Raw genomic sequence first — 20,041 nt, 5'->3', positions numbered from 1 at the left:
CAATTGATGTTCGTCATGGCCACATGGGGCCTGAACATCGTCTCCATCAAGTACCTCACGCAACACATGGACATCCAGGCGCTTGCCGCCGTGCGGATCGTGGTTGCGTTCATCACCGTCACCCTCATCATCAAGGCCCGCCGTGGCCGCGTGCCCAAGCTGGGCCGCGTGGAACTGGGCTGGGTGGCGCTGGCGGGCTTTCTGGTGGTGTACGCGCACCAGGTGGCGCTGGTCTCCGGGCTGCGGTTTTCCTCGGCCGCCAACGGCACGCTGATCATGGCCACCAGCCCCTTGTTGTCGGCACTGCTGGCCGCACTGTTCTATCGTGAAAAACTGACCCTGGTACGCATCTGCGGCGCTCTGCTCGGGCTGCTGGGCGTGGGCATGGTGGTGGCCGCCAGCGGCGCGCAATTCGGGCTTAACGGCTGGGGCGACGCGGTGGTGTTCGTGGCCGTGCTGGTGTTCGTGTTCGGCGGACTGGTGATCCAGCGCATGTCGCGCACGATGGACCCGCTGGGCATGCTTTGGTACATGTACCTGGCAGGCGGGCTGATGCTGGTCGCGCACGCGTTGGTAACGCCGTCTTCGTACCAGACCGACACCTGGCAGATGACGTGGTGGCCGTGGCTGGTCCTGCTGTTTTCAGCGGTGATCGCCTCGGGCGTCAGCAACATCATCTGGAACGCCGGCATCGCCCGGCTGGGCATCAGCCGCGCCGCCTTGTTCGTAAACTGGTTGCCGATATTCGGGCTGTTGTTCGCCTCGCTGTTCCTGGACGAACACGTCACCTTGACCCATGTGTTGGGGCTGGCCTGCGTGCTCGGAGGAACGTGGCTGGGACTGCGCCGGACCACGCCGGCGCCTGACCCCAAAAGTGCTTAGCGCTGGGCCTTGAGCAGCGTCGCGGCTTCGATGGCGAAGTACGTCAGGATGCCGTCGGCGCCGGCGCGCTTGAACGCCAGCAGCGCTTCCATCATGACCTTGTCGTGGTCCAGCCAGCCATTGGCGGCGGCGGCCTTGATCATCGCGTATTCACCGCTGACCTGGTAGGCGAACGTGGGAACGCGGAAGGTGTCCTTCACGCGGCGCAGCACGTCCAGGTACGGCATGCCCGGCTTGACCATGACCATGTCCGCGCCTTCTTGCAGGTCGGCGGCCACTTCGCGCAGTGCTTCGTCCAGGTTGCCCGGGTCCATCTGGTAAGCCATTTTGTTGGACTTGCCCAGGTTGGTGGCCGAGCCCACGGCGTCGCGGAACGGGCCGTAGAACGCGCTGGCGTACTTGGCCGAATAGGCCATGATCTGCGTGTGGATGTGGCCATTGGCTTCCAGCGCCTTGCGGACCGCGCCGATGCGCCCATCCATCATGTCGCTGGGGGCCACCATGTCCACGCCGGCCGCGGCCTGCGTGAGCGCCTGCTTGACCAGGATCTCGACCGTGATTTCGTTGATGACGTAGCCGTTTTCGTCGATGACGCCGTCCTGGCCATGGCTGGTGTACGGGTCCAGCGCCACATCACACAGGATGCCCAGCTCGGGGAAACGTTTTTTCAGCTCGCCCACCACGCGCGGAATCAGGCCGCGCGGGTTGGTCGCTTCGATGCCGTCGGGCGTCTTCAGCGACGGGTCGATGACCGGGAACAGCGCCATCACGGGGATGCCCAGTTCAACGCATTTCTCGGCCACGGGCAGCAGCGTATCCAGCGAATAGCGGACCACGCCGGGCAGGGACGGCACGGCTTGCTCGATGCCCGTGCCGTCGGCCACGAACACCGGGTAGATCAGGTCATTGACCGTCAGTGCGTTCTCGCGCACCAGGCGGCGGGTGAAGTCGTCGCGGCGCAGGCGGCGGGGGCGGGAAACCGGAAATTCAGGGGTAATGATCTGCGGGTTCATGATTCGACCTTGGGGGAAATCCAATTTTCGATGTGGGCGCCGGCCTCTTCCAGCCCGATGCGCTCGGGCGCCGAAAACGGGATGGTGTGCAGGGCGCCGATGTCGGCCAGGTCCTTGCGGACCGAGAACACGGTGCGCATGCGCTGGCCATAGGGCAGCTTGTCGGCCTTGGTCAGCAGCGCCAGCACGGGGCGGCCGGTGGGGGCGATGAAGTTGGCCAGGCGGCGGTCAAGCTCGGTGACGCCGCGGCGAATGTCGATCAGCAGCACGATGCCCGCAAGCGACTCGCGGTCGCGCAGGTAGCCGCCGAGGATGTCCGCCCATTTTTCTTTTTCGTTGCGCGCGACAGACGCATAGCCGTAGCCGGGCAAGTCAACGAGAAAACCGATGTGGCCTTCCGGATCCAGCGGGTCGGGCAAGCCGAACATGTTGATCAAGCGCGTGCGGCCCGGCGTCTTACTGGAAAACGCAAGACGGCGCTGGTTGCACAGCACGTTGATGGCCGTGGATTTGCCGGCGTTCGAGCGGCCGACAAAGCAGACCTCGGGAGCGCCGGCGGCCGGCAACTGGTCGAGGCGAGCTGCGGAGGTAAGGAAGGAGGCGCGATGTAGGAGGGACACGGATGGGCTTTGGATACGGTTGGTTTCGAGCCCTATTGTATAATCCGGCGTTTGCAACAGTGGTCCCCGTGCGCGGAGCCGTCTTTTTTGCTTACTGTTTAGGTGCCTGCGGCAACTTGGCAGGCAGAACGGGCAGAGAGGTTCGATACGGTTTTCCAGGGTGTGCGGGGTAGGCGTGGGCGCCTTTTTGCGCCTTGATCGATGTGATCGTCGAGGTCTTCATGAAGCGTGTGCTGTCCCGGATGTTGGTTGCGAGCGGGCTGTTGCTCGGCGCCTCCGCCTTCTCTACACCCAGTTTCGCCGCCGACGGCGCAGCGGGCCCGGCCAAGCCAGATGCCGCCAAGGGCGGTCAGCTGTTTGACCAGGGCGACGCCTCGCGGGGCATCATTGCCTGTGCGTCCTGTCATGGCGCGGCAGGCAATAGCACCATCCCGGTGAACCCCAACCTGGCCGCGCAACCCCACGAATACCTGGCCAAGCAACTGGCCGACTTCCAGATCAAGCAGGGTGCCAAGCTGCCCGTGCGCAATGGCGCGGGGGGCAATCCGACCCCGATGACGGCCATGGCGCAGAACCTGACACCGGCCGACATGCAGAACATTGCGCTGTACCTGGCGCAACAACCCCTGAAAGAACCCGCCACGGCGGGCCAGGAAAAGTTGGTGGACCTGGGCCAGAAGATCTGGCGCGGCGGCTTGCCGGAACGCAATGTGCCGGCGTGCGCGGCGTGCCACTCTGCAAACGGCGCGGGCATGCCCAGCCAGTACCCCCGCTTGTCGGGGCAGTTCCCCATGTACATCGAAGAGCAGCTCAAGCTGTTCCGCAGCGGCGACCGCAAGAACGAAATCATGTTCGCGATCGCAGACCGCATGTCGGATGCCGATATCAAGGCCGTGTCCGACTACGCAGCGGGCTTGCGGTAGGCCAACGCCGGCAACACGCGCGGCTGGTCCGCGTTCATGCAACCTGAGCGTGACGGAACCTGATTCCGTTGCGCGCTGTCTATGAGGGGGGTAGCCGATCGCGCGGCCCCCCTTTTTTCATGAATTCAACACGAACCCACACCCGCCCCTCTTTGCGCAGCCTGCCTGGCGACTTCTTCGAACTGCTTGGTTCGATGCGTTTCGCCGTCAGCCTGCTGATGTTCATCTGCGTGGCGAGCCTGGTGGGCACGGTGTTGCAGCAGAACCGCTCGTCCAGCAACTACATCGACCAGTTCGGCCCATTCTGGTACGAGGTGTTCGACAAATTCTCCATCTGGCACGTCTACAACAGCTGGTGGTTCCTGCTGATCATGGGCTTTTTGGTCGTGTCGACCTCGGTGTGCCTGATCCGCAACGCGCCCAAGATGCTGCGCGACGCGCGGTCCTTCCGCGAGCACGTGCGCGCCAGCAGCCTGCGCGCCTTCCCGCATCGTGTGGAAACCGACGAACCCACCGACGTGGCACAGACATCGGCCGGCCTGAAAGCGTTGCTTGAGCGTCTGGGCTATGCCGTACGGCAGCGGCAGGACGCCGACGGCGTGCTGCTGGCCGCCAAGAAGGGCAGCGCCAACCGGCTGGGCTATGTGTTCGCCCACGCGGCCATGGTCATCATCTGCATCGGCGGGCTGCTCGATAGCGAATTGCCGGTACGGCTTCAGGTCATGTTCGGCGGCAAGCAGCCCATTGTGGACAACATGCTGATTTCGGAAGTGCCCGAAAGCGGCCGTTTGTCGGTCAACAACCCCAGTTTCCGCGCCAGCGTGCTGGTGCCCGAAGGCGGGCAGGCCAGCACGGCCGTGGTCATGGTGGGCGACGGCGCCCTGGTGCAGCCGATGCCTTTCACGTTGAAGCTGAAGAAATTCGTGGTCGATTACTACTCGACCGGCATGCCCAGCCGCTTTGCCAGCGAAGTTGAAGTCACCGACCCGGATACGGGCAAGACTTTCGATTCCACCATCGAGGTCAACGAGCCGCTGCGCTTCAAGGGCATGACCGTGTACCAGTCCAGTTTTGACGATGGCGGCAGCACGGTGGTCTTGAAGGGCTACCCGCTGGTCGGCGCCAATGCCGCGACCTTCTCGGTGAACGGCACGGTCGGCAAGACCAGCGAAGTGACGGCGCAAACGTCGGGTGGTCCGCGCGGCATGGGCGTGGAAATCACGGCCATGCGCCCGATCAACGTCGAGGACCTGACGCGCGGCGACCCCAAGGGCGCCAACCAGAGCTTTGCCGAGCACGTGGCCTCGGTGTCCGGCAGCGCCGCGGGCAAGAAAAACGAAAACCTGCGCAACGTGGGGCCCAGCGTCGAATACAAGTTGATCGACGATGCCGGCCAGGCGCATGAATTCCAGAACTACATGCTGCCCATGGAACTGGACGGCGCCACCGTCTTCCTGGCCGGGGTACGCAACAATGCATCCGAGCCCTTCCGTTACCTGCGCATTCCTGCCGACGACGACAGTTCCATCGGTGAATTCATGCGCTTGCGCGCCACCTTGGCCGACCCGGCCGCGCGCCGCGAAGCGGCTCGTCGTTTCGCGGAACGCAACAGTCCGTCCGGCGCCGACCGCCAGCCCTTGCAAACCGCCGCGGAGCGCGCGCTGGAAACCTTTGCCTCGGGCGGCCTGCAAGCCGTGGCCGCATTCCTGCAAGCCAACACGCCCGCCGCCGACCTGGAACGCGCCGCGGATGTGGTGATCCGGCTGATCGGGGCCAGCATGAACGAATTGCGCGCCATCGAGCGCGAGCGCGCCGGCTTGCCGGCCGTGGCCGTGGAAGGCCCGGATGGCGAACGCGCGGCCGTCTGGTCGCGCCTGGCCGTGGCGGCGCTGTCCGACCTGACGGTCTATCCGGCGCCGGTGTTCCTGTCGCTGGCGGACTTCAACCATGTGCAGGCCAGCGTGTTCCAGGTCAGTCGCACGCCGGGCAAGAACACGGTTTACCTGGGCAGCCTGTTGCTGGTCCTGGGCGTGTTTTCGATGTTCTACATCCGCGATCGCCGCGTCTGGATCTGGGTCAAGCCGCAAGGCAGCGGCAGCAGCGTTCTGGCGGCCATGACGTCCCAGAAGCGTACACTCGACTTCAATCAGGAGTTTGAACGTTTCAAGCAGGCGCTGCTGCGCCAGAAGAGGCCTTAAGGTTATTTATGTCGACTACGACCACCCCGCACCCCTCCTCGCCGGACACGTTGAACGCGTCGCCCGATACCCTGTGGCAAGACAGCCTGTCTGAAACGGGCGATAACCGCGCCCGTCGCGGCAAGCCGGACTGGACCGACGTTGTTTTCTTCCTGCTGTTGGCAGTGGGCGCCGGCTTCGCGCTGACCCGCCACGGCAACGCGATGGACTACTACGAGAAGATCATCCTGTGCGGCACCGTGCCCGCGCTGGCCTGGATGGGCTGGCTGTGGCGTCCGCTGCGCCGCCTGATGGTCGCCTGTGCCATCGCGGCGGGGCTGGCCCTGATGCTGTACGGCAACGACCTGGCCCGCGCCGAGCAAGTGTTCTTCCTGAAATACCTGTTTTCCTCGCAGTCGGCCATCTTGTGGATGTGCGCGCTGTTTGCGCTGGCCATGGTCTGCTACTGGATCGGCGTATTCAGCCCCACCGCCGCGTGGCTGGGCACGGCGCTGACGTGGGGCGCGGTATTCGCCGGGGTCACCGGCCTGCTGGTGCGCTGGCGCGAAGGCCATCTGATGGGCCCCGACCTGGGCCATATTCCCGTCAGCAACCTGTACGAAGTCTTCGTGCTGTTCTCGCTGATCACCGCGCTGTTCTATCTGTATTACGAACGCAAGTACGCCACGCGCGCGCTAGGCGGATTCGTGCTGCTGGTGGTGACTTCGGCCGTCGTGTTCCTGCTGTGGTATTCCTTCACGCGCGATGCCGGCCAGATCCAACCGTTGGTGCCGGCGCTGAAAAGCTGGTGGATGAAGCTGCATGTGCCGGCCAACTTCATCGGCTATGGCACGTTTTCGCTGGCCGCGATGGTGGGCTTTGCCTACCTGATCAAGCAGCATGGCCAGACCACGTCGTGGGCCAAGCTGGCGCCGCTGTTCATCCTGGGTGTGTTGCTGTGCGCCGAGCCGATGGTATTCCGCACCGACGGCTTGTCGGCCACGTGGATGCTGTACTTCGGCGTGGGCGCGGTGATCGTGGGCGCCATCCTGCTGGGCCGCCGCCGTATTGCCGCCGCGCTGCCCTCGCTGGAGGTGCTGGACGACATCATGTACCGCGCCATCGCCATCGGCTTCGCCTTCTTCACCGTGGCGACGATTCTTGGCGCGCTGTGGGCGGCGGACGCCTGGGGCGCCTACTGGCAGTGGGACCCCAAGGAAACCTGGGCGCTCATCGTCTGGCTGAACTACGCAGCCTGGTTGCACATGCGCCTGATCAAGGGCTTGCGCGGCACCATGGCGGCCTACTGGTCGCTGATGGGCCTGCTCATCACCGGTTTCGCGTTCCTGGGCGTGAACATGTTCCTGTCCGGCCTGCATTCCTACGGCCAGCTGTAATTCGCCCCAAGCGCGTCACGCCGCCAACGCAAACATCGATTTTTGCGGCGTGGCCGCCTTGAAGCCCGGCGTGTTGATCGTGTTCTGCAACGTCAGGCTGGTCACCCGCACCAGCGGCGCGGCGCGCACCAGCACGGTGAACGCCCCGGTGATGTAGCGCGCCTGCCCCATGAATGTCTGGGATATCACGCCACCGCCCACGCCGGCGGTGTCGCCCAGCGTTACGGGTATTGTCGTGACCATGTTGTGCATCGGCATGCAGCTCAACCACACGTTCCACACCACCGGAATTCCCATGGATGACGTCGACACGTCAATGTGCGGCACCGGCGGCACGGGCGTCTTGCAGACGTCGGGAAATCCCAAGCCGACGCTGGGTAGCTGACAGAGCACTTGCATGGTTTGCACTCCTGTTGCGATAGGGATCAAAGGTTTGCGCGTGCCGCCGACCACAGTTCGGCTTCAAGCAGGGGCGCGTCGTTTTCGATGATGCCGTGGCGCTGCGACCAGCGCACACCGCGCGTCAGCGCACGATGCATCCGCGTGCGCAGGAAAGTGGCGTCGCGCAGATCGGCGCTTTCCAGGTCAGCCAGCGAAAAATCCGCGTCCGTCAGTTGGGCGCCGTGAAAGTCCGTACCGGCGCAGCGCGCGCGCTGAAATATGCACAGGCAAAGGCTGGCGTCGCGAAAGTTCGCGCCGTCCAGCGTGGCCTCGGCCCAGATGGCGCCGTCAAAGCGACCGCCTTGCAAGTCCGCCCCGGCCAGATCGGCCTGGGGGAACAGGGCCTGCGGTGCGCAAGCGCCGGTAAAGCGCGCGCCGCGCAACGATGAACCCTTGAAGCCCGACTGGCGCAAATCGCACTGACGAAAGTCCGCGGCGTCCAGCTGGCAATCGGTGAAATGGCACAACGCAAACGACTGCCCGGCAAAGCGCTGCTCCGTCAGATTGCATTCCGCGAACATCGTGCTGGCGGCATTGGTGCCCGTCAGCGTGGCGCTGCGCAGGTCCAGCTGATGGAACAGGGTGTAGCCAAGCTGCGCTTGCGTCAGATCGGCGTTGGCGAAGGTGCCGCGTGAAAACACCGAGCGTTCCACGCAAGCGGCCTGCAACGATGCGCGCTCCAGCGACGTGGCGGTGAAAGACGATTCGTACAGGGCGGCCTGGTCTAGCCGGGCGCCCGTCAGATCGCATTCCGTGAAGCTCGCGCCATGAAAGCGGCCGCCGCTGAACTTTGCATCCCGTGCGTGGCAGCGTAGCAAGCGCGCGGTATCCAGGGTGGCGCCGACGGCATCCACGTGGCCCATGTCGCAGCTGATGAACTGGCTGTCCTGCAACTGGCTGCCCGCCATCCGCGCACCCGTGAAATCAACGTGATCGAAAAAACCCCCCGCCAGATCCAGCCCGGCCAGATCGGCGCCTGCCAGGCTGATGTGTTGTATCGGCTCGCCATGGCGCACGCTGTCCAGCAACTTGTCGATGTTCATGCGGGCTGCTCCGGTTGCCGGGCGGGCCAGCGCTTGGCACCTTGCGTGTAGGTGTGGTCCAGCCCGGTGCTGTCGTCCATTTGCGTTTGCGCGACATCGGCGCGGAAAAAGTTCGCGCCCGTCAGGTCGGCACGCAAGAAGATGGCCTTGCCCAGCAAGCTGTTGATCAGGTTGGCATTGCGTAGCCGGGCGCCGGTGAAATCCGCGCGCACGAAGTGTGTGTCGGGGGCGGTCAAGCCGCTCAGGTCGGCGTCTTGCAGCTGGCACTCGGAAAAGTCACAGGCGTTCAGGGTGACGCCGCAAAGGTCGGCGCCCGTCAGCGTCGCGCCGCGCGCGCTGCCGTGCTTGAACTGCATGCCGCGCAGCCGGGCGCCCGCCAGCTCGACACGGCCCGCGAAGGCGCAGCCGTCCAGCGTGGCGTTTTCCATGCTGAAACAGCCTGAAAACGCCACGTCCATGAAGCTCAGCCGCACCAACGACGCCCCGGAAAAGTCCGCATTGGCAAGCGCGCCCTGCATGAACACGCACTGCTCAAGCCGCGTGTCGCGAAAGCCGCAGTCTTCGAACGTGCCGCTCATCGCCGCCCATTGGCTGAAGCTGGCGCGGCTGAAGTCGCAACGTATCAAACGCGCCTGATGCAAGCGCCCCAGCTGCCATGCGCTTTCGGCAAAATTGCAGTCTTCGCATTGCGCGTGGTCCCACGTGCATTCCTTGAACTGGCTTTGGGCGAAGCGGGTGCCCACGCATTGCGTGCGGCCCAGGTTGGCGCGCGTCAGGTTCGCACCGGACAGGTTTGTGCGGCTCAAGTCCGCGCCGGTCAGCACGGCATCAGTCAGGTCGCAGCCGTCCAGCCGCGTATCCGCGAGCTTTGCGCCGGCGAAAATCGCGCGCTGAAAATTGACGCCCGACAGGTCCATACCCGATAGATCCGCACCGGTCAGATTCATGTCGCGACAGTCGCGGTTGTTTTTCAGTTGCGCGTCCAGCTTGCGGCGCGTGCGCTGCGCGCGCAACGGCGGCATGGGCGGGGGCGGAGCGAAATGGTGAGCCGACTGTTGATACGCCTGATGCACCTGCGGCCCCAGCGTGTCGGCCAGCGGTGGCAGGGATGCCGGGCTATCCGCCGATGCGCGTTTGGCCTGCGCATGCGGGCTGGCATCGAACTCGGCGATGTGTCGTATTATCCTGCGCGGATCGAAGCCCGACGGCAGCGTGCCGTCTGCCTCTTGCCGGCGCAGCGCGTCCATGTCCACGCCGGCCACCTCGGCCATCCGCGGCAGGTTGGGATCGGCCAGCGCTCGCGCGCCCGGCCCCCCGGACAGGCGCTTGGCCTCTTCGAGCTCTTGCTGCATGCGCAATATCGTTTGTGGCAAATCGGCAAGTCTGGGCGCTGTAGGCGGGGGCTCCAACGGCGCCATGTACAGATCAGGGTCCAGGCCCTGCGCCAATAGCGACTCGCGTTCGCGCGCGTGGCGGCGCGCCAGGCCGGCGTGGACATTCCTGTTGGTGGCACGCAGGGTCAAGGCTTGCGCATCGCCTTCCAACCCGCCGCCACAAAGCTCTTCAGGGACAAGCTGCGTGTCCAGCAAGGCATACACCGGGCCCAGCTCCGGGCTCAGGCGTTGCCGCACGACGTCCTGGTAATGGCTGACGTCGCGCGGCTGATCAGCGTGTTCCAGCGCGGGCATGATGTGGCGAATATCCGCCGCGTCATCCTCGCGCACGTGCACCGCGCCGTGCCAGATCAGCACCATCTTCGTGTGATCGGGAAAAAACCACGCGGTGGTCAGGCGCAGCGAAACCTCTTCAAGCGCGCTGCCATCCGCTTGGCGGCTGACAAAGCAGCGCGCGCGCCAGCGCGGCAGCTGGCCGCGCAACACTGCTTGTTCCGGATGCAGGTTCCACAGCGCGTAGTCTGTGCCCCCGGCAAGCTCGGCGTTGGCCGGTCCCCATTGGTCGGGCGGCGCCGCGTTGAAGAAACGCCAGTCCATGTCGCGTGCGAAGCCCGGATAGTCGTGCTCCAGCCATTCCTGGCCGTAGTCACGGCCCATGTGGGAGGCGCGCTGCGGCCATTCCACGGGCAGTGCGCCAAAGCCCGCGGGCGCCACGCGTTGCCCGGGGACGCTGATGCGCTGCAAAGGATGTTCAATGTTTGGCAGGCGGCGGGTGCGCACGCCGTGGATGACTTCGTCCTGCGCGCCGATACCCACGGGGTTCTCGGCGACGTCCGGGCCGCCATAGGCGCGGCTCCAGTCCAGGCGCATGCGCGCGAACGGTTGCGGCGCGGTCGCCTTGCCGTCGATCCAGTAGCGGTCGCCGAAGACCAGCAATGACTTGTCGATGGCGCCCACCTGCACGCGCACACCGCATGCGCCGGGCTGCCTGGCATCATGCGGGTAGGCATGGCCCGAGACCAGCACTTCCGGGTACTGCTTGGGCGTGGCCAGGTCCAGCGCGCCGATGCCTTCTTCGGCGGCCAGCTTCCAAAGGTCCTGGTCGGTCAACAACGTGGGGGACTGCGCGATATCGACCAGCGCAAAGACCGACACGCCCAACAGATCGCGGCGCTGCCATCGGTAGGGCCGCGTCAGGACGCCCAGGCGGAAAGGCTTGATGGTCTTCATGGGCTACCCGGTGGGCTGATCAATGGCGACGTCATAGGCGGCGGCATGGTCCTGCGACCCTTCCCGTGCCTGCACGCGCACCTGCACGGTCTTGCCCGCGCCGAACTCGGCCAGATGCAGCGGCGACAGCGGCACGCGTACCGTGCGCGTAAATGCCGGCGTGGCGTCGGTGGCGGCAACCTCCAGCTCCAGCTCGATGACGAAATACAGCGTCTCGCCAATGCGGGTGCGCGTGTCGCGCGCTGCAATCACGCGCGCCGTGCTGGCCACGCCCGTGGCGCGCACGGCGTCCAGGCGTTGGGTTTCCGCGCGCCCGGCCGCCCGGCGCCGGCGTTCGCGATGAAGCATGTAGGCCGCCTGCGCGCCCGACAACAGCAAGCCCAGCACCACCCATTTCCCCCAGTCCGGCCAAGCCGTCACGAAGTCCGACATGGGCGTCTCAAATGATCGACCACAGGCCGACCATGGACGCGCCCAGCCCGACCTGTTCGGCCTTCTGAAGGTCGAACGCGTAGCTGGACCCGGTCGTGCGGTACGACACTAGCTGGCCAATGCTGCTGACCGCCGCGTAGTTCGTGAACGACAGGTTCAGCATGACCGTGGTGCGAAACAACGCCAGTCGATGCAAGCCGAATTCCGCCTTGGCCACCGCCAGCCCGATCGAGAACGGCGTGGCCTGCAACCAGCTTTCCTTGGACAGGTCCTTCACGTTGGCGGCGTCCATCACGACGTCGGCCGGCGTTTGCAGCATGATGTTGCCCTGCGCCTTGACCAGCACCGTGGAACCTTCCGATTCGATGTGCGCCTTGCCCTTGGACTTGATGTCCATCGTGGCGGTTTCCGATTGCACCAGCATCGCGGTCTTGGCCTTCACGTCCATGTTGGCATCGGTGGACAGCACTTCGACCTTGCCCTTGGCCTTTTCGGTCAGCGTGCCGTCCTTGACGTGATGCAGCGAATTGCCGCTGGTGACGTTGACCTCCTGGCCCGTCTTCAACGTTTCCTTGAACAGCCCCGTGATCTCGCGTTCTTCCCCCTTGGCGGCCACGGTGGTCTTTAAGCCGTTGTCGAACTTCTCGTCCATCAGGCCGTCTTTCACATTGACGGTGCGCGAGGCCTTGACGGTGTATTCCTCGTGCCCCGTGATGTACACGTCTCGGCGCTTGCCCACCTTCAAGTTGTCGGTGCCGGTGATGTTGATGTCGCGAAAACCGCCTATCTTGGTGGTGTCGTTCTGGCCGATGGTAGTGTTGCGGTTCAGGTCGGTCGAGTGCGTCTCGTTGGCTTCGACTTCGGTGCACAGCTCGCGTTCGGCATGCAGCCAGATGCGCTCGCAGCCGCTTTTGTCTTCAAACATCAGCGCGTTCGCGGTGGCGGGTGTGCCGCTTTTCGAACGGCTGAGAAAGCCGCTTTGCGTGGCGTTGTCGGGCAGGTCCCACGGCGGCAGGTTGTTCGCGTTGAACACGCGTCCGATCACGATGGGGCGGTCGGGCTGGCCGCCAATAAAATCCACGATCACCTCGTCGCGCACGCGCGGCAGCTGGATACCGCCAAAGCCGCCGCCCGCCCAGGGGCTGGAAACTCGCACCCAGCACGAGCTGTTCTCGTCCTTCTTGCCGTAGCGGTCCCAGTGAAACTGCACTTTGACGCGGCCCATCTTGTCGGTCCAGATTTCCTCGCCCTGCTTGCCCACCACCGTTGCCGTCTGCGGGCCGTGGGTGCGCGGGATCGGCGTGACGCGCGGCGCGCGAAACTGTGTGCTGGAAGGCAGCACCACGAATTCCAGATCAAAATCACCAGGGTCGCTCTGACCGCTGGCGTAGCCTGTTTCGCGAATGCGGTAGTAGGTGCTGACGACCAGATATTCGCGGTTTTCCGCTTGCCGTGGATGGTTGCGCAGCGTGAACAGATGCCCGGTTGCCAGCCCGCGCGCATTGGACGCGCCGGTGCTTTGCTCCTGTCTGCATTGCAGGTCTTGCAGCCGCACGCGCGTGTAGTGTTCGGCGTCGTCCGGGTTGGTGTAGCCGCCTTGCCATTCGTACATTTCCAGGTCGCCGTGGTCATAGGCGCCGGGGTTGTTGCGCCGCGCTTCCAGGCTGGCGGCGGGCGTCAGTGGGTGATAGTCGGTGGTGGCGAACGCACCCGGCGTGATCTGCTCGGCCACTTCCCATTTGTGGATGTAGTCTTCGCGCGGAACCGTGATGCGGTCGGGTCCGTAATACGGAATCTGCTCGTAGTCCGGAACCGGCTCGTGCTGCGTGATGTCGTCGCTCAGCACCAGCGTGTGCTTGCCGTTGTCGTGCTGGAACCAGAAATAGATGCCCTCGTGTTCCATCAGCCGGCAGATGAAGGCGTAATCGGTTTCCTGGTACTGCACGCAGTATTCCCAGTTGCGATATGTCTCCGTCAGCTTGAACTCAACGGGGTAGCTGTAATCCTTAAGCACTTCGCGGATCACGTCGGGCACGTTCTTGTTCTGGAAGATTTTGTTGTCCGACGTTTGGGTCAGGTACCAGAGCCACGGCCGTACCGTGGCGCGGTAGATGGTGTAGCGCGACGTGTTGTTCTCGCGGCCCACCAGCACGCAACGCGTGATGTGTCCGCTGAGATAACGCGGCGCGCCCGGCGTGGTTTCGATTTCAAGCGTCAGCGGTTTTCCAAGCAGCGACTTCATGTCCAGCGAATACGACTCCGAGACCAGCTCAACCTCGAACTCGAATAGCTGTGACAGGCTTTCGGCGCCGTGCATGCCGCGAAATTTCAATTGCCCGGGCGGCAGGGGCGTATGCGCCTTGACGACGCGTTCGCTTGGCACGTTGCGGTCCATCTCATCGTCTCCTTATGAGAATTCAACTGCTGCTGCGCTTGCTAGGTGGGGTTGCCGCGGACGCGCAAACGACGCGCATCGTAATGACTGCTATGGGATGGCCGGCCACACACCGTGGCCGCATGCAAAGGGCGGGCGCTGCCGCGCGAAAAGTGAAAAGCAAAAAGCGCCGATGCCGGGGACGTCTGTCTCGTGAATCTGTTTACGCGCCGGTCTGCTGCCAGCGTGAGCGCCGATTGTAGGCATCACGCAAAGCGGCTGCGAAGGCCAATCACATGCTTTTGTGTTTTTTACGCCTCCGTAACAACGCTTGCAGATAGAGCGGTATCACGTAAGGAATATGTCAAAACATCAACGTAGCAGGGCGGGAAGTGTGCATTTGTTTAGTGGCTTGTTAGCTATCTGTAAGAAAAATCTGAAGTTGTGAGTTGTCGGTTGCATACGGAAAGACCTGCCTAGAATTCTCCCTTCCGTGAAGCAGCGCGGAGCGTAGTGGTTGGTTCCAGGCAGCATCCCCAGGCATTTAAGCAATGACTATGGACTTCGCCGATATCCTCAATACACTCGATTCACGTCTGCCCTGCGGGGAAGACCTCGAATACGACGCTGACTTTCTGCAGTTGCAGCAAGCCGCGGCGGGCCGGGACGAACAGCAGTTCGGCTCGACCATCATCGCTGCGCAGCCGCCCGACTGGCGCGAGGTCGAACGCCTGGCCCGTGCCTTGCTTGAGCGCACGCGAGACCTGCGCGTGATCAGCCTGTTGACCTGTGCCTGGACCGAGATCCGCGGGATACCCGGCTACGCGGACGGCCTGGCGCTGGCCGTCGACACCCTTGAACGTTATTGGGAACCCGTGCATCCGCGCCTGGACAGCGTGGGTGAGGACGACCCCATGCCGCGCATGAATGCGCTGGCGGCGTTCGGCGATATGCAGGGCTGCGCGCGCAGCGTGCGCTCGGCCAGCCTGGTCAACGGTGTGCACGGGCAGCTGTCTTTGCGCGATACCGAAGCGCTGCTGGATGGCAGCCGCCAGGACGCCGACTGTTATCCGGGCGGCCGTCCCCGGGTTGTGGCGCGCTTGCGCGAAGCCTGGGCGCAACGCGACGCCGATGTGTTGGCGCTGGCCGCCGCGGGCGATGCGTTGCGCCGCATCCAGAAATTGGTGACGGACAAATTGGGCGCCACGTGGACGCCGGATTACAGCGCGGTCCTGCGCACGTTGAACGTTGTGCTGGACGCCGCGCGCGAGGGGCAGACCTCTTCGGACAGGCCTGGAATGGCCGCCGCCGCGCAGACGGCCAGCGCGGGCATCGGCAATGAGCCAGGCGCCCAGCACAGCAATCACCAAGACGAAGCCGTGCGGTCGGCGGACCCGGCGCGGGGCACTTCCGCTGCGCAGGCCGGCATGCGCTGGCAAGACGCTCGCATCCAGTCGCGCGAAGACGCCATGGCCATGTTGAGCAAGGTGTGCGCGTACTTCGAAGCCAACGAGCCGGGGCATCCGGCGCCGTACCTCATTCGTCGCACCCAGCAACTTATCCCGATGAGCTTTCACGACATCATCAAAAACCTGGCGCCCCAGGGCCTTGAGCAATTCGAGGCCTGGCTGCCGCGTGACACCGACAGCCGGCCGGAATCGTAGCGCGGGCCAGCCCCCAGAGACCAACAAGAGGAGACAACACCATGGCGACCAGCCTGAAAGGAAGCGGCCAGAAGTTCATCGCCAGAAACCGCGCGCCGCGTGTACAGATCGAGTACGACGTGGAAATCTACGGCGCCGAGCGCAAGATCCAGCTGCCCTTCGTGATGGGCGTGCTGGCCGACCTGGCGGGCAAGTCGGAAACGCCCCAGCCCGACGTGGGCGAGCGCAAGTTCCTGGACATTGATATCGACAACTTCGATGAACGCATGCGCTCGATCCAGCCGCGCGCGGCATTCCAGGTCGAGAACACGCTGACCGGCGAAGGCAACCTGAACGTGGACATCACGTTCGAGAGCATCGATGACTTCTCGCCGGCCACCGTCGCCAGGAAGGTCGGCGCGTTGAACGAGCTGTTAAGCGCGCGGACCCAGCTGGCCAACCTGCTGACCTACATGGACGGCAAGACAGGCGCCGAGGAACTGATCGGCAACGTACTCAAGAACCCCGCGCTGATGAACGCGCTGGCGGCGGCGCCCAAGCCTGACACGCCGCCCGCATCCGACCCCGCCGGCACGGACCCGGCCGCCTAGTTTCCGCTGGAATCGCTATTCGGAGAATGCCATGACCGCAGTGGCCAAACGCGCCGACGCGCGCGCTGTCGATACCCTGGAAGCCGACGACCTGTCCGCGCTCCTGAAGAAAGAATTCAAACCCAAGACCGAGCAGGCGCGCGAGGCGGTGGAACACGCCGTGCGCACCCTGGCGCATCAGGCGCTTGAGAACAGCGGCGTCGGCCTGTCGTCGGACGCCTACCGCACCATCCAGGCGATCATCGCCGAGATCGACCGCAAGCTGTCCGAGCAGATCAACCGCGTCATGCACCATCCCGAATTCCAACAGCTGGAAGGCGCGTGGCGGGGCCTGCATTACCTGGTCACCAACACCGAAACCGACGAGCTGTTGAAGATCCGCGTGATGAGCATTTCCAAGGCGGAGCTGGGGCGCACGCTGAAGCGCCACAAGGGCGTGGGCTGGGACCAAAGCCCCATCTTCAAACGCGTGTACGAAGAAGAGTATGGCCAGTTTGGCGGCGAGCCGATCGGCTGCCTGGTGGGCGATTATCACTTCGACCATAGCCCGCCGGATGTGGAGCTGCTGGGCGAGATCGCCAAGATTTCTTCCGCCGCGCACTGCCCGTTCATAGCGGGTGCATCGCCCAATGTGATGCAGATGGATTCGTGGCAGGAATTGGCAAACCCGCGCGACCTGACCAAGATCTTCACCAACACCGAATACGCCGCGTGGCGCAGTCTGCGCGAGTCCGAGGATTCGCGCTATATCGGGCTGGCGATGCCGCGCTTTCTGGCACGCCTGCCTTACGGCGCGCGCACGAATCCGGTGGACGAATTCGACTTTGAAGAAGACACCGACGGCGCCAACCACGACCGCTACACCTGGGCCAACTCGGCCTATGCGATGGCGGCGAACGTGAATCGCTCGTTCAAGTTGTACGGCTGGTGCACGTCGATCCGGGGCGTGGAGTCTGGCGGCGCGGTGGAAAACCTGCCGTGCCACAGCTTTCCCAGCGATGACGGTGGCGTGGACATGAAGTGCCCGACCGAAATCGCAATCAGCGATCGGCGCGAAGCCGAGCTGGCCAAGAACGGCTTCATGCCGCTGGTGCATCGCAAGAATTCCGACTTCGCTGCCTTTATCGGCGCGCAGTCGCTCCAAAAGCCACACGAGTACTACGAGGCCGACGCATCGGCCAATGCCAAGCTGGCCGCGCGCCTGCCGTACCTGTTTGCGTGCTGCCGCTTTGCGCATTACCTGAAGTGCATCGTGCGCGACAAGATCGGCTCGTTCCGCGAACGCGACGACATGGAGCGTTGGCTGAACGACTGGATCATGAATTACGTGGATGGCGACCCGGTGAACTCGTCGCAGGAAACCAAGGCGCGCAAGCCCTTGGCGGCGGCCGAGGTGCAGGTGCAGGAAATCGAAGACAACCCGGGCTATTACTCCGCCAAGTTTTTCCTGCGGCCGCACTATCAGCTTGAAGGGCTGACGGTGTCGCTGCGGTTGGTGTCCAAGCTGCCTTCGCTCAAGCAGAACGAAGGCTGAGCGTCAGACAGGATGGGCGCAGCCGCGCCCGATAACTTCAGGAGACAGATGTGGCTGTGGATATGTTCATGAAAATCGATGGCGCCAACGGTGAATCCAAAGACGCCAACCATAAGGACTGGACGGATATCGTGTCCTTCTCGTGGGGCGCGACGCAGCCGGGCAACCTGGCCAGCGGCGGCGGCCTGGGCGCCGGCAAGGCAAGCTTCAACGACCTGCACGTGGTGGCGCGCATCGACAAGGCGTCGCCTGCCGTGATGAAGCACTGCGCCAGCGGCAAGCACCTGGGCAAGATCGAGCTGTCGCTTTGCAAGGCGGGCGGCGAGCAGATCGAATATTCCAAGATCACGCTGGAAGACGTGCTTGTGTCCTCGGTGCAGATTTCCGGCGACCGTAGCGCCGAGGGCGTGGTGGTGAACTATGCGTTCCAGGCCGCCAAGGTCAAGCAGCAGTATTGGGAGCAGACGGAAAAGGGCGGCAAGGGGGCCGAAAGCCTGGTGGCTTGGGACATCAAGCAGAACAAGGAAGTCGGCTAGGGCGGGGCCACGATGTCTATGGTTGCCGTTCCATTCGGCGCGATCAGCCTGTCTGGCCAGCTGGACGAAGTGCAGGCGCAGATTCGCCGCCGACCGGCCGACGCGGACCTGCGCGCGCAACTGTTCCAATTGTTGGCGGTGCAGGGCGACTGGGCACGCGCCGCTGAACAACTAAGCGTGTGCGGCGCGCTGAGTGCGCAGGCGCGGCCCATGGTTGCGCTGTACGCCAGCGCCATCGCGGCAGAGCGTGAGCGCGAAGCCGTGCTGGCGGGCGACGGCGAGCCCGTCATGTTGGCCGAGCCTGATGCGTGGATGCAGGCCCTGCTGTCGGCGCTGCATCGGGACGGGCAGGGTCCGAAGGACGAGGTCGCCGAGCAGCGTTCCCGCGCCTTGCAGGACGCTGATGCGCGCGGGGGCACCGTGCAAGGCGTTATGCAGGGGGTTGGGCAAGGGGTGGTGCAGGGGGCGCGCGGTGTGCCGGATACGCTGCTGCCGTTTCAGTGGATTTGCGACGGCGACAGCCGCCTGGGACCCGTCTTCGAATTCCTGGGCGCTGGGCGCTACGTGTGGCTGCCCTTCACCGCGCTTAAACGCCTGCGCCTGCTGGCGCCCGAAGGTCTGTGCGATCTGGTGTGGTCACGCGCCGAGATCGAACTGGTGGGCGGCCGTACGCTGCAAGGCCTGGTGCCGGCTCGCTACCCGCCGGCGCCGGGCGCTCGCATGATCGATCAGCCCGATCCCGTCAAGCTGGGGCGGGTCACGGAGTGGCGGCCGCTGTATGCCGACACCTACGCGGGCGTGGGCCAGAAGATGTGGCTGACCGACGCGGGCGAGTTCGCGCTGCTTGATCTGCGCAGCCTGGAGTTCGCGTGATGGGCCACGCCGACGACACCGCCCGCTGGAGGCCCGCCGTGCAAAGTGCGCAACGCGCGTCTGCCGAGCGTACGCGGCGCGCCATGCGGGACCGCCTGCAACCGTCGTTGCTGGACCGGCTGATGGACAACGAGCCGACGCGTCGTGAAGAGCCTCGCGACAGCGCCATGCTCACGCACGAGCAGCTGCGCGCGGCGGTGTTGCGTGATCTGCGCTGGTTGCTCAATACCGTCAACTTGCAGACCTCGCAGGACTTGTCGGCGCATCATCAGGTTGCCACGTCGACCGTGAATTTCGGTGTGCGCGCGATGGCCGGCAAGCGTATGTCGGAGATTGACTGGATCGACGTCGAAGAATCCATTCGCCACGCGATATCCGCGTTTGAACCGCGCATCCTGGATTCCTCGGTCGAGGTGCGTTGCGTAACGGACACGGGCACGCTCGAACATCACAATGTCCTCAGCCTGGAGATACGAGGCATGTTGTGGTGCGTGCCGCACCCGCTTGAATTCTTGTTCCGCACCGACATCGATCTGGAAAGCGGCCACATGGACCTGCGCGATCTGGGCGGGCTCTGATGGACGCCCGCCTGCTGGACTACTACAACCGCGAGCTCGTGTATCTGCGCGAGCTGGGGGCGGAATTCGCGCAGGCGCATCCCAAGGTAGCGGGGCGGCTGGGCATGAACGCGACGGAAGTCGCGGACCCTTACGTCGAGCGCCTGCTGGAAGGCTTCAGCTTTCTGACCGCGCGCATCCAGATGAAGATGGATGCGGAGTTTCCGCGCTTCTCGCAGCGCTTGCTTGAAGTGGTGTACCCGAACTATCTGGCGCCCACGCCATCGATGGCGATCGTGCAATTTGCACCCAGCATGAACGAGGGCACCTTGGCGGGCGGCTTCGAATTGCCGCGTGGCAC

The 20,041-nt window shown here is 64.3% G+C and carries 18 protein-coding genes; 11 read left to right on the top strand and 7 right to left on the bottom strand.

From position 1 onward, the window contains the following. The first annotated feature begins 6 nt into the window (after positions 1 to 6). Entirely contained in the window at positions 7 to 882 is an 876-nt protein-coding gene (locus tag ACNPP0_RS14800; protein ID WP_332610243.1) for a DMT family transporter, read from the top strand. Here the strand turns inward: ACNPP0_RS14800 and hemB are convergent. Continuing rightward, entirely contained in the window at positions 879 to 1,895 is a 1,017-nt protein-coding gene (gene hemB / locus ACNPP0_RS14795; RefSeq protein ID WP_332609422.1) for a porphobilinogen synthase, read from the bottom strand. The two genes, ACNPP0_RS14800 and hemB, sit on opposite strands and share 4 nt — an antisense overlap. Next, on the bottom strand, positions 1,892 to 2,515 hold the full coding sequence (gene yihA, locus ACNPP0_RS14790; protein WP_006216506.1) for a ribosome biogenesis GTP-binding protein YihA/YsxC: 624 nt from the start codon (positions 2,513 to 2,515) through the stop codon (positions 1,892 to 1,894). The genes hemB and yihA overlap by 4 nt, the downstream gene beginning before the upstream one ends. 221 nt (positions 2,516 to 2,736) lie before the next feature. Here yihA and ACNPP0_RS14785 point away from each other — a divergent pair, with 221 nt between their 5' ends. From ACNPP0_RS14785 to ccsB, 3 genes are all read left to right on the top strand, one after another. Beyond that, positions 2,737 to 3,438, top strand: coding sequence for a c-type cytochrome (locus ACNPP0_RS14785; protein ID WP_104142798.1), 702 nt, complete (start codon positions 2,737 to 2,739; stop codon positions 3,436 to 3,438). Between the two features lie 119 nt (positions 3,439 to 3,557). Next, positions 3,558 to 5,636, top strand: coding sequence for a cytochrome c biogenesis protein ResB (gene resB / locus ACNPP0_RS14780; RefSeq protein ID WP_332609424.1), 2,079 nt, complete (start codon positions 3,558 to 3,560; stop codon positions 5,634 to 5,636). A gap of 8 nt (positions 5,637 to 5,644) precedes the next feature. Further along, positions 5,645 to 7,012: a c-type cytochrome biogenesis protein CcsB gene (ccsB, locus tag ACNPP0_RS14775; protein ID WP_332609425.1), complete on the top strand. Its 1,368-nt coding sequence runs from the start codon at positions 5,645 to 5,647 to the stop codon at positions 7,010 to 7,012. A gap of 15 nt (positions 7,013 to 7,027) precedes the next feature. Here the strand turns inward: ccsB and ACNPP0_RS14770 are convergent, their stop codons facing one another. Genes ACNPP0_RS14770 through ACNPP0_RS14750 form a run of 5 tightly spaced genes read right to left on the bottom strand, consistent with a single transcriptional unit; the run spans position 7,028 to position 13,947 of the window. After that, a complete protein-coding gene (locus ACNPP0_RS14770) occupies positions 7,028 to 7,411 on the bottom strand; it encodes a DUF4150 domain-containing protein (RefSeq protein WP_046807439.1) in 384 nt (127 codons plus the stop codon). 26 nt (positions 7,412 to 7,437) lie between these two features. Next, a complete protein-coding gene (locus ACNPP0_RS14765) occupies positions 7,438 to 8,496 on the bottom strand; it encodes a pentapeptide repeat-containing protein (RefSeq protein ID WP_448706313.1) in 1,059 nt (352 codons plus the stop codon). Beyond that, complete coding sequence (locus tag ACNPP0_RS14760; protein WP_448706312.1) at positions 8,493 to 11,120, bottom strand: DUF2169 family type VI secretion system accessory protein; 2,628 nt, start codon at positions 11,118 to 11,120, stop codon at positions 8,493 to 8,495. Before ACNPP0_RS14760 ends, ACNPP0_RS14765 begins: the two co-directional genes overlap by 4 nt. A 3-nt stretch (positions 11,121 to 11,123) precedes the next feature. Further along, positions 11,124 to 11,552, bottom strand: a complete 429-nt coding sequence (locus ACNPP0_RS14755) for a hypothetical protein (protein WP_332609430.1) — start codon at positions 11,550 to 11,552, stop codon at positions 11,124 to 11,126. 7 nt (positions 11,553 to 11,559) lie between these two features. After that, on the bottom strand, positions 11,560 to 13,947 hold the full coding sequence (locus tag ACNPP0_RS14750; protein WP_448706311.1) for a type VI secretion system Vgr family protein: 2,388 nt from the start codon (positions 13,945 to 13,947) through the stop codon (positions 11,560 to 11,562). Positions 13,948 to 14,477: 530 nt separating this feature from the next. Here ACNPP0_RS14750 and tssA point away from each other — a divergent pair. From tssA to ACNPP0_RS14715, 7 genes are all read left to right on the top strand, one after another. Then, positions 14,478 to 15,590, top strand: coding sequence for a type VI secretion system protein TssA (gene tssA / locus ACNPP0_RS14745; RefSeq protein WP_448706310.1), 1,113 nt, complete (start codon positions 14,478 to 14,480; stop codon positions 15,588 to 15,590). A gap of 41 nt (positions 15,591 to 15,631) precedes the next feature. Beyond that, positions 15,632 to 16,180, top strand: a complete 549-nt coding sequence (gene tssB / locus ACNPP0_RS14740; RefSeq protein WP_332609436.1) for a type VI secretion system contractile sheath small subunit — start codon at positions 15,632 to 15,634, stop codon at positions 16,178 to 16,180. A 31-nt stretch (positions 16,181 to 16,211) separates the two neighbouring features. Next, positions 16,212 to 17,714, top strand: coding sequence for a type VI secretion system contractile sheath large subunit (gene tssC / locus ACNPP0_RS14735; protein WP_046807433.1), 1,503 nt, complete (start codon positions 16,212 to 16,214; stop codon positions 17,712 to 17,714). Positions 17,715 to 17,764: 50 nt separating this feature from the next. Then, the gene (tssD, locus tag ACNPP0_RS14730; protein ID WP_046807432.1) at positions 17,765 to 18,250 is read left to right on the top strand and encodes an Hcp family type VI secretion system effector; all 486 of its coding nucleotides are present in this window, start codon (positions 17,765 to 17,767) and stop codon (positions 18,248 to 18,250) included. A 12-nt stretch (positions 18,251 to 18,262) separates the two neighbouring features. Then, the gene (locus ACNPP0_RS14725; protein ID WP_448706309.1) at positions 18,263 to 19,123 is read left to right on the top strand and encodes a type VI secretion system accessory protein TagJ; all 861 of its coding nucleotides are present in this window, start codon (positions 18,263 to 18,265) and stop codon (positions 19,121 to 19,123) included. Further along, on the top strand, positions 19,123 to 19,701 hold the full coding sequence (gene tssE, locus ACNPP0_RS14720) for a type VI secretion system baseplate subunit TssE (RefSeq protein ID WP_442880282.1): 579 nt from the start codon (positions 19,123 to 19,125) through the stop codon (positions 19,699 to 19,701). The genes ACNPP0_RS14725 and tssE overlap by 1 nt, the downstream gene beginning before the upstream one ends. Beyond that, on the top strand, positions 19,701 to 20,041 hold a 341-nt coding region (locus tag ACNPP0_RS14715; RefSeq protein WP_448706308.1), incomplete at its 3' end, for a type VI secretion system baseplate subunit TssF. The genes tssE and ACNPP0_RS14715, both read left to right, overlap by 1 nt.

Source organism: Achromobacter semiaridum (assembly GCF_053543755.1).
Note: the sequence above shows the minus strand (reverse complement) of the source record. Positions and strands in the feature narration are given on the sequence as shown.